This is a genomic window from Bibersteinia trehalosi USDA-ARS-USMARC-188 (assembly GCF_000521725.1).
In the GTDB taxonomy this organism is placed as follows: Bacteria; Pseudomonadota; Gammaproteobacteria; order Enterobacterales; family Pasteurellaceae; genus Bibersteinia; species Bibersteinia trehalosi.
This window is the reverse complement of sequence record NZ_CP006954.1, coordinates 1362276-1376614: the sequence shown is the minus strand read 5'-3', so window position 1 is coordinate 1376614 and position 14339 is coordinate 1362276. Positions and strand designations below refer to the sequence as shown.

Below are 14339 nucleotides of genomic sequence, written 5' to 3'. Positions count from 1 at the left end.
CAACAGACTCTAGAGTTTAACAATAAAGAGGAAAAATGTCGAAAGGCTGATAAATGGAATAAAGGGCAAGCGGTCGATTTTGCATTTAAATTTGCAAAAATAGGCAAGTGCAAAACCTAAACCTGCGACAGATGCGCCTAAAATGAGCGTAATCATTTGCTCAAAATTAAACAATGGTGCGATCGCAATCAATAACATGACATCGCCAAAGCCAAACATTTCTTTTTGGTAGATGAGCTGAGTAACCACAGCAAATCCAATAAAAAAGGCAGAGGTAATCAATAAATTGAGTATGCTTTCCTGTAAATTTTCAGGGGTATAAAAGAGCAAATAAATGAATGCAAGCCAAAAAATTAACCCGATATAGCGGCTATCAGTGAGGGAATAATGATAGTCAAGCAAAGCAAGATAGATCAATAATAGTGTAATGATCTGTAATGGTATTGGGGCGTGGAATAAGCAGAGTGAAGCAATAGGGCAGAGCAAGAAAAATAGGTGCCCCGCTGAGTGGTGCAGCGGCTGAATTTTTGACTGCTGTAAAAATTTATCAAAGCTAAGAGTCAGTGGGTATAGCTGACTTAAATCGCTATAGATCTGGTAATTTAAATGACGATAGAACCTGTGTAGCGCCCGTTGAAACCAGAATGCAGCAAGCAAACTCAAGGGAATTATCATTCAATCATTGCTCCCATATCAAAAATAGGTAGATATAAACCGATTAAAATAGTACCGACAATGAATCCTATCACGAGCATTAACAGCGGCTCTAGCATTTGTGAAAGTAAGTCAATTTGATATTCTAATTTTTGGCGATAAATTTCACTCACTTGTAATAACATCTCGGCCAGTTTCCCACTTTGTTCACCTACCTTTATCATTTGTAATACTTCATTTGGAAATAAATGGGCAGGTAAGCAGTCAGAGAGCCTATAGCCTTGCTTTAAGCGAGCTAATGTTTTAGAAAGTTCGGGGGATAAAATAGGATCGTTGCTTTTGGCTGAGATAAAACTATCAAGTACGCTGTCAAGACGTAAGTGTGCTTGCAGCATTAATCCACAATTGTAGCAGAAAAAGACTAAACGAGCCTGTAAATGGATTTGCTTAAACAGTGGTAGAATAGAAAGAATCTGAGCTTTCAAGCGGGTAAGAATTTGAGTTTTTTTACTAATAAAATACAGTAATAAGCTTAAACTTATAATGGAAATGAGTAGTGCAATAAAGTGGTGTTGTAAAAAATCTGACAAGTAGAAGAGAATCTTTGTCATTAACGGTAGCTCTCTGTTTTTAGCATCATAAAGCTCTGCGAATTTAGGAACGATAAATAATAGAAGAAGTACAGATAAGCTAATGGAAATGAACAAGATCATGATGGGATAAAATAAAATTTTTTTGAGTTTTTTATTGAGTTGTTCACTACGTTGACGATTTTGTGTGATATTGCTTAAAATCTTATTGAGCTCGCCACTTTGTTCGCCAATTTTAATGAGCTGTATTTCTTGCTGTGTAAGAAATTTCCCCATATTTTCAAAGGATTGAGCAAGAGAGAACCCATTTTCAAGTTGCTGAATAACAGCTCTTAGCCACAAATATATTTTGCTGTTTTGGCAGTTTTCTAACAGCATTGTTAAGCTGAGTTTTAGCGGAATAGTTGCGTTAGTCAGCAGAGCAAATTGCTGTAAGAATTGTGTAATTTCACTTGATTTTGGTTGTTGTGGTAAAACAAAATTCCGCTGAATGCGAATATGACTGAAGCCCTGCTGTTGCAAGCGTTGCTCAAGTTGTTGCGTGCTTTCAGCAAGCTGTTTACCAGATTGTTTTTGCCCAAAACGATCACGTGCTTGCCAACGAAATTCATAAATGTTAAACATGGCCAAATACCCGTTCAATTTCATGCAAGTCGGTTAGATTTTCAGCTAATTTGTGCTTTGCGCTTTCCTGTAATGTGGGATAGTCTAAGCAAGCGGTTGATTTTTCAAACTGTTCTGCAACACGAGAGAAAAGTTGAAATACGCCTATTCGTCCTTTGTAGCCTTGATAACATTCTTGGCAACCTTCGCCCTTGCATTTAGGGCAAATAAGGCGAACCAAACGTTGAGCAATCACTAATAACAGTGAATTTTTTATTTCATAGTCTTTAATACCGAGTTGATTTAGGCGTTCAATCGCTGAGGGTGCATCATTTGTATGTAAAGTAGAAAGCACTAGATGGCCTGTTTGTGCTGCTCGTAATGCAATTTCGGCGCTCTCTTCATCTCGAATTTCTCCCAGCATAATAATATCTGGATCTTGGCGGAGAAATGTACGTAATAGCCGGCTAAAATCAAGTTGAATAGCGTGGTTTACTTGCGTTTGAATTAAGCCTTCAATCTCAATTTCAATAGGATCTTCAGCAGTAAGAATATGCTTATCGCTTTGGTTTAAATAATTCAATGCACTATAGAGCGTAATACTTTTTCCACTCCCAGTTGGACCTGTTACTAGAATCATTCCTTGAGGTTGTTTTAAAGCATTGAGCAGTTTCTCTTGTTGCGCTTGGGTAAAACCGAGCGAGAGAAAATCCAAGTGAGTAGGTTTATTTTTTTGTAAGCGCAGAACCATTTTTTCACCATATTGCACAGGTAGGGTAGAAACACGAAAATCTAAGATTTCATTCAGTTCGGTAGTAAAGCTAAACTGTCCATCTTGTGGTAAACGATTTTCACTGATATCTAGTTTGGCTAATAGTTTCAGACGAGAAAGTAAACGACTTGAAAAATGGGTGGGTAAGGTTTTATAAAGTTGGAGTACACCATCAATACGCAGACGAATCATTAAATGCTGTTTATGGGGCTCAATGTGAATATCAGAAGCATTTTTCTGTAAACAGAATTTAAATAGATTATCTAGAGTGCGAATAATCGGATCATTAAAATCAAGTCCGTCAGAGAATGTTTGCTCATCGATATGTAGAGTTTGAAATTCATCAAAGTCTATTGCTACCTCATTTTCAGGGGATAACTGATTAAGTAAAAATTTCAATTCCTCGCTTTCAACTAATACAGGTTCAACCTGTTTATGCGTGAGAAAAGTAAAAATTTCACAAGCATTTAGATTATTTTCATCATCAAGCGCCAGCCAGATTTTTTGCTCATTTTCCTGCAGAGGCATAGCAAGATAACGGCGTAGTAGTTGCTTTTCATCGCAGTTTTTTTGCCATTGTCGTTCACTGATTTCAAACTGGGTTGATGAGTTGAGTGCGCAGATGGTGTATTTAGACATAGGTTTTCCTTGGTGATAACAAGGGGAGTCCCCCTTGTTTGTATGATTCAAGTCGTGTTATTCCGAACTACAGAAATTAGCAGGGAATAAGCCTGTGTCTGCCCCAGTGCAATTGACTGACCAAGTAATATTGTTGTTAGCAAATTTAGGTGTCATGGTATAGCTATATCCATCAAGGCTGCCTTTACCTTCAACATTAATAATGCCATTAGTGACAGAGACTGATTTCAAATATTTTGTATCACTACTCTCTGTTTTCGCAGCTTGAATTCCATTTGATCCTGCGGAGCAGTTGGTAGTAGCCCCTGTGTTATAAATACAAATTTCCACATCTGATTTGTAAGAGGCAGAAGCACGTAACATTTCAGAGAGAGCCGCTTTTTGAGTATAGTTGGTATAAGATGGAATCGCGATAGTAGCGAGAATTGCAATGATCGCAATCACGATCATGAGTTCAATTAAAGTAAAGCCCTTTTGAAGTGGGCGAAAGTTAGAAATTTTCATAGCATATCCTTTTGGCTGAACGTACAATTTACGCACTAATAGTTTGCAAAATTGGCAAAAAATTGCGAACAGTAAAAATGCTTTTTGGGATCGCCATCCCAAAAATAGAAAGTTCCCTGTTCATTTACACAGTATTTTGTTAATATTTGCGAAATTTTTTGATGGAGTAAAGGAATGGCAAAAGCACCGAAAACCGCTTATGTATGTAGTGATTGTGGCGAAGAGTATTCAAAATGGATGGGGCAATGTCGTGCTTGTTTAGCATGGAATACGATTAGTGAAGTACGGTTAATTTCGTCAAAACAAGAAAGCAAAGGTGCTCGCTTTAGTGGCTACGCGGGGCAAACTTCTGGTAAGGTACAAACGCTTTCAGAGATCAGCTTGCAGGAAGTACCAAGGTTTAGCAGTGGCTTTAATGAACTAGATCGAGTATTAGGCGGAGGGATTGTACCTGGAAGTGCAATTTTAATTGGCGGGCATCCCGGGGCAGGAAAAAGCACTTTATTACTCCAAGTTATGTGTGGGTTGTCATCAAGATTGCCAACACTCTATGTAACAGGTGAAGAATCATTACAACAGGTTGCCATGCGAGCAAATCGTTTGGGGTTGCCAACCGAGCATTTGAAGATGCTTTCAGAAACCTCTGTTGAGCATATTTGTAATCTTGCAGATCAGGAAAAACCCAAATTGATGGTTATTGATTCTATTCAGGTCATGCATCTTGCTGATATTCAATCTTCTCCAGGGAGTGTAGCACAGGTGCGAGAATGTGCTTCTTTTTTAACTCGTTATGCGAAAACCCGTCAAGTAGCGATTATTATGGTTGGACATGTGACGAAAGATGGCACATTAGCTGGTCCAAAAGTGTTAGAGCATGCCATTGATGCATCATTATTGTTAGAAGGGGAGGCAGATAGTCGCTTTAGAACCTTGCGTAGCCATAAGAACCGTTTTGGTGCAGTGAATGAACTCGGTGTGTTTGCTATGACTGAGCAAGGTTTACGTGAAGTGAAAAATCCCTCAGCGATTTTCTTAAGTCGAAGTGAAGAGCAAACTTCTGGCAGTTCAGTTATGGTGCTTTGGGAAGGAACACGTCCATTATTAGTGGAAATTCAGGCATTAGTTGATCACTCTATGCTTGCCAATCCTCGCCGAGTTGCAGTGGGATTAGAGCAGAACCGTTTATCTCTATTACTAGCTGTTTTGCATCGCCATGGTGGCTTACAAATGTCCGATCAAGATGTGTTTGTCAATGTCGTTGGCGGAGTAAAAGTGACTGAAACTAGTGCAGATTTAGCCCTGCTGTTAGCCTTGCTTTCTAGTTTTCGTAACCGACCATTGCCTCATGATCTGGTGGTTTTTGGTGAAGTAGGGCTAGCAGGTGAAATCCGCCCAGTACCAAGTGGACAAGAGCGTATTAGTGAAGCCGCAAAACATGGATTTAAGCGCGCGATTGTCCCTGCTGGAAACATACCAAAGAAATCAATTAAGGGGATGGAAGTGCTTGGTGTGAAAAAGCTAAGTGATGCGTTGGACATTGTTGCGAATCTTTAGGGGCTGTCAGTAACAAATTTGAATGACTAATAACCCAAGCTAAAAGCCAGATTGTTTTCTTAATCTGGCTTTGTATTTTTTAGTAGAAAATTAAGCGCTTGCTTTTTTGCGAGCTTTAAAAATGAGGATTAATCCTGCTAAAACCACTGCTGTTACTACAAAGGCAAGCGGCGCTGAAAGGGTAAATCCAAGGACTAGATAACCAACAACAGTTGCCGTTGCGATAGTCAATGCATAAGGTAGTTGTGAAGTAACATGGTCCATATGGTTACATTGAGCCCCCGTTGAGGACAGAATCGTTGTATCCGAAATTGGAGAACAGTGGTCGCCGCATACAGCTCCAGCCATTACTGCCGAAAGGCTTGGTAACAGTAGTGCGGGTTCTGCATTGGCTGCCATTGCTGCTGCAATTGGTAACATAATGCCAAAGGTTCCCCAACTTGTGCCAGTTGAGAATGCCATAAATGCCCCAAGCACAAATAAGATTGCAGGTAAGAAAGCAGGGTTTAATGTACCAGCTACTAAGGTAGAAAGGTAAGTTCCTGTCTGCATATCTTTTACAATGCCATTGATAGTCCAAGCAAAGAAGAGAATTGTGATTGCGCCAAGCATAGATTTTACGCCAATTACGTAAGACTTGAAGTAATCCACAACACTGATTTTAGGGCCAATGCTTAAGAGAATGCAAAGTGTTGCTACAACAATAGCACTTATCCCACCAACGACTAATGAGATCCCAACAGTAGTATTTTCAAAGGCACCTAGAATAGAGAAAGCTTTGTCATCAGAAGCTAAAGCTTGTCCTCCAGTATAGAGCATCATGGCAACGGTTGCGGCAATTAATGTTAGCATAGGTAATACGAGATTACGCATGCGTCCGATAGGCACTTCGTCATTTTGAGTATTTTCATGATGTGCTTGCTGTAATGCTTGTTGCTCAAATCGTGCCATTGAACCTAAATCAAATGAAAAATAAGCGACAAAGAATACCATTACGATAGAGAAGATCGCATAGAAATTCATTAAACTCATTTCAATAAATGCGCCCAGTGGTGTATAGCCTGTAATGCCATAAGTAGTGAGTAATCCTGCGATGAGAGTAATAATATAAGCTCCCCAACTAGAAACAGGCATCATCACACACATTGGCGCAGCAGTTGAGTCTAGAATATAAGCCAGTTTCGCTCGAGAAACGTGAAATTTATCGGTCACAGGACGCGCAATAGCACCGACAGCAAGGCTGTGGAAGTAATCGTCAATAAAAGTAACGAATACCAAACATGCTGCCATTAGCTTTGCGCCTCGTCTATCTTTAATTCGTTTTCTTGCCCAATTCGCAAAGGCTTGATTACTGCCCGAAATACTCAATAAAGCTGTTAAAATGCCGAGTAAGATTAAGAAAAGAACGATATTGACGTTATCAAAATCAATACCATCATCATAAACTAAGCCAATGACTTTCTTGATGAGATAACTTATCGCATCTAATGGATTGCCTGCATTGAGCATAAATGCACCAGCAAGAATGCCGAGACTCAGCGAGATAAGCACCTTGCGTGTGACAATTGCTAATAATAATGCAAGTAACGCAGGCACAACCGACCACAATGATGTGGAATAATTTACTAATTCCATAAAACCTCTAAGATTGTTTTTTGTTATTGATTTGTCAAACAAAGAAAGAGATCTACTGAATAAATTTATACGAATAGAAGAGTATAAAAGGAAGGGAGGTATGAATAAACCCAGCCTAAACAGTAGCACTCCACAGCGTTGCTGTGACAGTGTCGTTCCTTTCGGTAACGACCCCAACCGATTAAGATGACGCTTAATCGATTTCGGCAAATACCCCTTTCCGCCTTTTTCATCGCTTTCCGCTCTAAAGGAATACTTATGGCATTCGCACCTCTACAATTTGTAGGACGGTAGATAGCTTACCTGAAATAGGTATTTTTGCAATAGAAACTTGTAAATTATGTTTGGCTATTTGGCAATATGGCATTTTTCTGGAAAGAAAATTAAAATAGAGGATAAATTTTAAAATTAAATTATTTACCACAGAAAATAATTAAGCTAATATATTTAGTGTTTCAGAATAACTGAAATAGACTTTTAAATTTATAATAGGAGATTACTAAGATGTCAGATATGTTAAAAGTACTTAACAATATTCGTAGCTTACGTGTTTTTGCTCGAGATAATACGTTGGAGACATTAGAAGGTATTGCTGAGAAATTAGCGATTGTAATTGAAGAAAAACGTGAAGCATTGAAAGCGCAGGAGCTTGAGAATGCAAAACGTTTAGAAGGCTTAAATAAATATAAAGAATTACTTGCTCAAGACGGTCTTTCTATTGAAGAATTAGCTTTCTTATTAGGCGGGGGAGAGATGAGCACTAAAAAACGCGAATCTCGTCCAGCAAAATATAAATTCATTGATGAAAATGGCAATGAAAAAACTTGGACTGGTCAAGGTCGTACACCCAAAGCATTACAAGCCGCATTAGATGCAGGTAAATCCTTATCAGATTTTGAAATCTAATTCTAGTTTAAAAAGAGAGCTCCGATGAGTTCTCTTTTTTATATCAAAAGAATATATCTTTATTCATTATATTTAAATACTATTTTTCTTTTCTCATTACGTGAATTTTTCTTTTAATAATCCACATTATTCTAATGATGTTTATAGACATTTGTGTTAAACGAGATTATAAATGTAGTGCTTATTACTATCTGTAACAAGGTGTTAAGGAGAAATCTAGATGTCTTTGTGGCTTGGAATAAAATTGTGGTACTATACGGACAGCGTAGCTTAGAGCGTGCTCTAGAATAGAGAGATTTTACAAAACGTGGGTAAACATACTCACGTTTGTTTTTTAGAAGTATGAAGACAGTTGAAATTTTTACAGATGGTTCTTGTTTAGGTAATCCTGGTAAAGGTGGTATAGGTATTTTATTACGTTATAAACAGACTGAAAAAACCTTAAGCAAAGGCTATTATTTGACCACAAACAATCGAATGGAACTACGGGCAGTAATTGAAGCTCTTTCATTGTTAAAAGAGCCTTGTAATGTGATTTTGCATAGTGATAGCCAATATATGCAAAATGGCATCCAAAAGTGGATTTTTAATTGGAAAAAGAACAATTGGAAAACAAGTAATAAAACACCAGTGAAGAATCAGGATTTGTGGATAGCGCTAGATAATGAAATTCAGCGCCACCAAATTGAGTGGCGATGGGTGAAAGGGCATTCTGGACATAGAGAAAATGAGATTTGTGATGAATTGGCTAAAGTAGGGGCAAATAGCCCTACTTTAGATGATACTGGCTATGAAACTTAGGGCGTTTTCTGATTTCGTGAACTAGATCACAAATGTAATTTGTTATTGAGATAAATCATTGACTTGGTATTGCTTAGTGCTATGATAATTTCAATCCATTTTGGGTTTTCTTTTTGATTAAATCACTTCAAATTCGATTGTTCAGTTTGAGTTGTATTGAACAATAAACTACAACACCTCAAAGGAGTCTATGATGACTAAACATTTCGAACATAATGAATCTCGCCGTCATTTTATGAAACTAATGGCGGGGGTTAGTGCTGGTTTCGCTTTTAGCGGTACATTAGGCACATTTTCTCCAAATGCCTTTGCAGCACCAGTTGCAGGCTTAACGATAGAAGCAGGGATTGCTTACCCAATCTCTACGGGGTTTGACCCTCTGACTTCAAGTGGCGCTTCCTCTTTAGCAGCTAACTTACATATTTTTGAAGGTTTAGTTGATTTACACCCAGCAACACGTCAACCATATCTTGCTCTGGCAGCAAAAGAGCCAGAACAAATTGATGATACTACTTGGCGTATTGAACTGCGTGAAGGGGCGATATTCCATAATGGTAATGCGGTAACAACGGAAGATGTTGTTTATTCTTTTGAGCGTGTACTCGATCCTGCACAGGCTTCGCTTTTTGCACAATTTATTCCATTTATTGAAAGCGTTAAAGCAATTGATGACAAAGTTGTTGAGTTTAAACTCAAATATCCATTTGCTTTATTTAAAGAACGCTTAACTATCGTCAAAATTGTGCCAAAAGCACTCATTGAGGCAAAAGGTCAGCAAGCGTTTGACGCTCATCCAGTCGGCACAGGTCCATATAAATTTATTTCTGCAGTGAAAGATGACCGTATCGTCTTTGAAGCATTTGATAAATATAATGGCATTTATCCTGCAACCGTAGAAAAAATGACATGGTTCTTACTTTCTGATGATGCAGCCCGAGTCACGGCTCAGGAGTCAGGTCGTGTACAAGCGATTGAAAGTGTGCCATATCTTGATGCGGAACGCCTAAAACGTAAAGGTGTAGTAGATTCGGTTCAATCTTTTGGTTTAATGTTCTTAATGTTTAATTGTCAAAAAGCGCCATTTGATAATGTTAAGGTACGTCAAGCTTTACATTATGGTATGGATACACAGAAGCTGATTGATATCGTTTTTCTTGGTAATGCAAAAGCGGCAAGTTCTTATGTGCAAGATACTCACCCTGATTATGTCAAAGCAGAAAGCCAATACGATTACGACAAAGAAAAAGCGGCAGCCTTATTAAAAGAAGCTGGTATTGAAAAATTAGAGTTTGAGTTATTGGCAACCGATCACTCTTGGATCAAAGAATGTGCGCCGCTCATTCTTGAGTCTTGGAATGCAATCCCTGGAGTTAAAGTGACCCTTAAACATCTGCAATCAGGGGCATTATATGGTGCGCACGTAGATAAAGGCGCATATGAAGTAGTGATAGCACCGGGGGATCCATCAGTATTCGGTAACGACTTAGACTTACTATTAAGCTGGTGGTATCGTGGTGATGTATGGCCGAAAAAACGCTTTGGCTGGGCAGAAACTGCAGAATATGCTGAAGTTCAAGAATTACTTGATGCAGCAGTGCGTGCTGAATCGAAAGAGGAAGCTAAAGAAGCTTGGACGAAAGTGATTAATATCATTGCACGTGAAGTTCCGCTTTACCCAATTGTTCATCGTAAACTACCTACAGCTTGGAATGATAAAGTATTGGATGGTTTCCAATCTTTACCAACCACAGGTATGTCATTCTTAGGCGTGAGCCGCAAATAACCCGCAAAGGGGAATAATTCAGCAGAGGATAATAATGCATCATCTCTGCGCGATAAGGAGAAGTTCAAGCGGTCAGATCGTAACAAAATTTTGCAAAATTTTGCGCTAATCTGACCGCTTGTTGATTTCTGGAGTACTTATGGAAATTATCTTACGTTTATTATTGCGCCGTTTAATGGCGTTGCCGGTGATGATGTTAGGGGTTACCGCCCTTGTATTTATCGTATTGCAGTTTACCCCTGGAGATCCCGCCACGATTGCTCTGGGCGAAAGTGCCAGTGAAGCGGCAAAAGCGTTGTACCGTGAACAACACGGCTTAAATGATCCGATTATCGTGCAGTATTTTCGTTTTATCGGCAACTTATTGCAATTTGATTTTGGTATGACCACGCCCCCCGCTCAACCGATTGTAGATATGATTGGCAAAGCATTCCCTCTCACTTTACAGCTGACTTTTATTGGCGTATTGCTTGCGGCGGTGATCTCGTTTAGTTTAGGTGTAACGGCTGCACTTTATCGAGATCGAATAGCAGATCAAATTATTCGTTTTCTCTCGGTTGCAGCCGTTGCAACGCCCTCTTTTTGGCTAGGTATTTTATTAATTCAATGGTTCTCTTTAGAGCTGGACTGGCTCCCTTCTGGTGGTTTTATTCCATTTAGTGAAAGCCCAAATGGTTATTTTCGTTCAATGGTATTACCTTCTCTTGCCTTAGCAATTCCTGTGTGTGCGTCCTTAATTCGTGTCGTACGTACCACTATGGTGGAAGAGATGGATAAAGACTATGTTCGCACAGCGATAGGTAACGGCGTGCCTTATGCAACCGTGATTCGCCACAATGTATTGCGTAATGCCTTAATTACACCAGTTACTGTATTAGGTTTACGAGTAGGCTATTTATTAGGTGGTGCAGTGGTAATCGAGCAAATTTTCGACTTACCAGGTATGGGAAAACTGATTTTTAATGGCATTGTGAACCATGATTTAAATTTAGTACAAGGGGTGGTGCTCACTATTGCCTTTACCTTTGTCGTGGTGAATATCATTGTGGATATTCTCTATGTTTTGATTAACCCTAAAATTCGGAGTCTATAATGTTTCGTCAAGAATTAGCAGAACGTCTTGCTGCTGGCGGAGCAAGATTTAAAGCCTTACCGACAAGTTCAAAAATCGCCTTAATTTTTTTAGTCTTTGTTGCGCTAGTAGCGATTTTTGCCCCATTGGTCGCACCTTATGATCCATTACAAACACTACGCCCAATACAAGCACCACAAGCGGATTATTGGTTTGGGACAGATCGTTTAGGGCGAGATGTCTTTTCTCGGATTGTTTATGGGGCAAGAACTTCACTATTTATTGGTCTCGGTGCGGTAGGCTGTGCGATTGTTTTCGGGAGTATTTTAGGGGCAACAGCGGCAACAGCCCAAAAATTGGGTAATGAAGTGATTATGCGTTCTATGGACGTATTAATGGCATTCCCCGGCATTGCACTGGCAGCAGTATTACTGGCTACTTTTGGTAATTCAGCCCCTGTTATTATCATTACCATTGCCATTGTTTACACGCCACAGCTTGCTCGTGTTGTGCGTGCCAATGTCGTTTCTCAATGGGAAGAAGATTATGTGCGTGCAGAGCGAGTCATCGGCGGAAGTCGAACTTATATTTTACTCAAACATGTCGTGCGTAATACCGCTGCGCCAGTATTAGTGTTTGCGACAGTGATGGTTGCTGATGCAATCGTTTTAGAAGCCTCACTCTCTTTCTTAGGTGCAGGGGTTCAACCCCCTTTCCCATCTTGGGGGAATATTCTGTCTGAAGGCCGTAATCTCGTATTAAGTGGATTTTGGTGGGCGACAACTTTTGCTGGTATGTGTATTTTACTCACTGTACTTGCCTTAAACATTCTTGCAGAAGGGTTAACCGATGCACTGGTGAATCCGAAACTCAAACGTTCTCCAACCAATAAAGCGAAAGATGATGTCTCTAAACCGCTTTCAACCGATGTACAAGAAGCAATGGCGGAAAGCCTTGCTTTAAAACGCTATTTGCTTAAATTACAGGAAAAAGAGACAACTCGTACTGATAGAATGGTATTAAACCCGCATGCGAAGCCGATTTTGCAAGTCAAAAATCTCTCTATCCGTTTCCCCAATCGCTATGGCGATATTCCACTTGTGGATAACATCAGCTTTACCGTTCACGAGGGAGAAACGATGGGATTGGTAGGTGAATCTGGCTGCGGTAAATCGATCTCAGCATTCTCTATCATGGGGCTGTTACCAAAAACTGCTCAAATCACAGGGGAAATTTTATTTACGGATAGAGCAGGCAACCAGTACGACTTATTAAAAACAGATAAGCTCAATGAGTTACGAGGACACGAGATTGCAATGATCTACCAAGATGCATTGAGTGCATTAAACCCATCAATGCGAATTAAAGATCAAATGGCACAGCTCATTTCTCGGGGTGGAAAACAGTCTGCCGAAACCTTATTACAATGGGTAAAACTTGATCCAGAGAAAACATTAAACCGCTATCCACACGAATTATCAGGTGGACAACGCCAACGTGTTCTCATTGCAATGGCATTAGCTCGAGAGCCTAAATTATTAATTGCCGATGAGCCAACAACAGCACTTGATGTAACTGTTCAAGCTGAAGTGATCAAACTACTCAATGAATTGCGTGAGAAACTCGGGTTTGCGATGGTCTTTGTCAGCCACGATTTAGCCCTTGTTGCACAGATTGCTCACCATATTACAGTCATGTATGCAGGGCAAGTGGTGGAAGCAGCACCAACCACGCCACTATTAGCGAATCCAATGCACGAATATACGCGTGGTTTGCTTGGTTCGGTACTCTCAACAGAATGTCGAGCAGAGCGCTTATATCAAATTCCAGGCAGTGTGCCATCCCCATTTGATTTTGCGAAAGGTGACCGTTTTGCCAGCCGTTCATTACGTCCAGATGCCAACCCAGAACAACGTCTTAAACTTGTACCAACAGGCGATCATCCACAGCATATTTGGGCATCACATTTGGAGGATAGAGTATGAGTATGAAACATATTGAGCCCCAGCCGATTATCGAGTTGGAAAATATCGTGGTGCAGTTCCCCTCCCGTGATGGCAACTGTTTTAACCGCAAAAAATTTACCGCGGTAGGGGGCGTGAGCCTAAAAATTAATGCAGGAGAAACCGTAGGGCTTGTGGGGCAGTCGGGGTGTGGCAAATCCACTCTCGCTAATGTGATCATAGGCTTGCAAAAACCGACAGCAGGTTCGGTTAAATTTAACGGCTTACAAATGAAATATGGCAGTACCGAAGCACGCAAACAGTTTGGACGGCAGGTCTCGGTGATTTTCCAAGATCCCGCTACTGCACTGAATCCAAGAATGCGAGTGTTGGATATTTTGAAAGATCCGATGGATATTCATAATATCCTTGAACCTCAAGAAAGGGAAAAACGCGTCTATGAACTGCTTAATCGGGTTGGCTTACCGCGTTCGGCAGCATTGGTTGAACCCACTCGTTTATCAGGTGGGCAAAAACAGCGCGTAGCAATTGCTCGAGCATTAGCACTCAATCCCAAATTAATTGTGGCGGATGAACCAACTTCTGCGCTCGATGTATCTGTTCGGGCTCAAGTGCTTAATTTGCTTGCGGATCTGAAAAAAGAGTTAAATTTATCCATGGTGTTTATCTCCCACGATTTACAAACTGTCCGCCAAGTTTCTGATCGCATTGTCGTGATGAATGCCGGGCAAATCGTAGAGCAAGGTAGAGCAAGCGATGTTTTTGAACATCCGACTCAGGAATATACCCGCATTCTGCTTAATGCAGCCCCATCTCTACTCTAATAAAGCAAGGGGGATTCCCCTTGTTTGCTTATTGATCT

The 14339-nt window shown here is 40.1% G+C and carries 12 protein-coding genes and 1 riboswitch; of the genes, 7 read left to right on the top strand and 5 right to left on the bottom strand.

Going from position 1 to position 14339, the window contains the following annotated elements; genetic code table 11:
• Positions 1 to 9: 9 nt before the first annotated feature.
• From F542_RS06260 to ppdD, 4 genes are read right to left on the bottom strand one after another with little or no spacing between them, the layout of a single operon-like run.
• Positions 10 to 675 (bottom strand): prepilin peptidase, encoded by a 666-nt coding sequence (locus F542_RS06260; RefSeq protein WP_025267129.1) that lies wholly within the window; start codon positions 673 to 675, stop codon positions 10 to 12.
• Positions 672 to 1868, bottom strand: coding sequence for a type II secretion system F family protein (locus F542_RS06255; RefSeq protein WP_025267128.1), 1197 nt, complete (start codon positions 1866 to 1868; stop codon positions 672 to 674). Before F542_RS06255 ends, F542_RS06260 begins: the two co-directional genes overlap by 4 nt.
• Positions 1861 to 3258 carry a GspE/PulE family protein gene (locus F542_RS06250; RefSeq protein ID WP_015432350.1) on the bottom strand — a complete coding sequence of 466 codons (1398 nt, stop codon included), beginning with the start codon at positions 3256 to 3258 and terminating at the stop codon, positions 1861 to 1863. The genes F542_RS06255 and F542_RS06250 overlap by 8 nt, the downstream gene beginning before the upstream one ends.
• 57 nt (positions 3259 to 3315) lie before the next feature.
• On the bottom strand, positions 3316 to 3762 hold the full coding sequence (ppdD, locus tag F542_RS06245) for a prepilin peptidase-dependent pilin (RefSeq protein WP_025267127.1): 447 nt from the start codon (positions 3760 to 3762) through the stop codon (positions 3316 to 3318).
• A 174-nt stretch (positions 3763 to 3936) separates the two neighbouring features.
• Between ppdD and radA the strand changes: the two genes are divergently transcribed.
• Complete coding sequence (gene radA / locus F542_RS06240) at positions 3937 to 5316, top strand: DNA repair protein RadA (RefSeq protein ID WP_015432352.1); 1380 nt, start codon at positions 3937 to 3939, stop codon at positions 5314 to 5316.
• Positions 5317 to 5406: 90 nt separating this feature from the next.
• Here the strand turns inward: radA and F542_RS06235 are convergent, their stop codons facing one another.
• Positions 5407 to 6951 carry a Na+/H+ antiporter NhaC family protein gene (locus F542_RS06235; protein WP_015432353.1) on the bottom strand — a complete coding sequence of 515 codons (1545 nt, stop codon included), beginning with the start codon at positions 6949 to 6951 and terminating at the stop codon, positions 5407 to 5409.
• A 115-nt stretch (positions 6952 to 7066) separates the two neighbouring features.
• Positions 7067 to 7235: riboswitch (Lysine riboswitch) on the bottom strand.
• Between the two features lie 220 nt (positions 7236 to 7455).
• Between F542_RS06235 and F542_RS06230 the strand changes: the two genes are divergently transcribed.
• From F542_RS06230 to F542_RS06205, 6 genes are all read left to right on the top strand, one after another.
• Positions 7456 to 7857, top strand: coding sequence for an H-NS family histone-like protein (locus F542_RS06230; protein WP_015432355.1), 402 nt, complete (start codon positions 7456 to 7458; stop codon positions 7855 to 7857).
• Positions 7858 to 8199: 342 nt separating this feature from the next.
• Positions 8200 to 8658, top strand: coding sequence for a ribonuclease HI (rnhA, locus tag F542_RS06225; protein ID WP_015432356.1), 459 nt, complete (start codon positions 8200 to 8202; stop codon positions 8656 to 8658).
• A gap of 193 nt (positions 8659 to 8851) precedes the next feature.
• Positions 8852 to 10441 (top strand): ABC transporter substrate-binding protein, encoded by a 1590-nt coding sequence (locus tag F542_RS06220; protein WP_025267126.1) that lies wholly within the window; start codon positions 8852 to 8854, stop codon positions 10439 to 10441.
• Positions 10442 to 10580: 139 nt separating this feature from the next.
• Positions 10581 to 11534 (top strand): ABC transporter permease, encoded by a 954-nt coding sequence (locus F542_RS06215; RefSeq protein ID WP_015432358.1) that lies wholly within the window; start codon positions 10581 to 10583, stop codon positions 11532 to 11534.
• Complete coding sequence (locus F542_RS06210) at positions 11534 to 13498, top strand: dipeptide/oligopeptide/nickel ABC transporter permease/ATP-binding protein (RefSeq protein ID WP_015432359.1); 1965 nt, start codon at positions 11534 to 11536, stop codon at positions 13496 to 13498. The genes F542_RS06215 and F542_RS06210 overlap by 1 nt, the downstream gene beginning before the upstream one ends.
• Complete coding sequence (locus F542_RS06205; protein WP_015432360.1) at positions 13495 to 14301, top strand: ABC transporter ATP-binding protein; 807 nt, start codon at positions 13495 to 13497, stop codon at positions 14299 to 14301. The genes F542_RS06210 and F542_RS06205 overlap by 4 nt, the downstream gene beginning before the upstream one ends.
• The last annotated feature ends 38 nt before the right edge of the window (positions 14302 to 14339 follow it).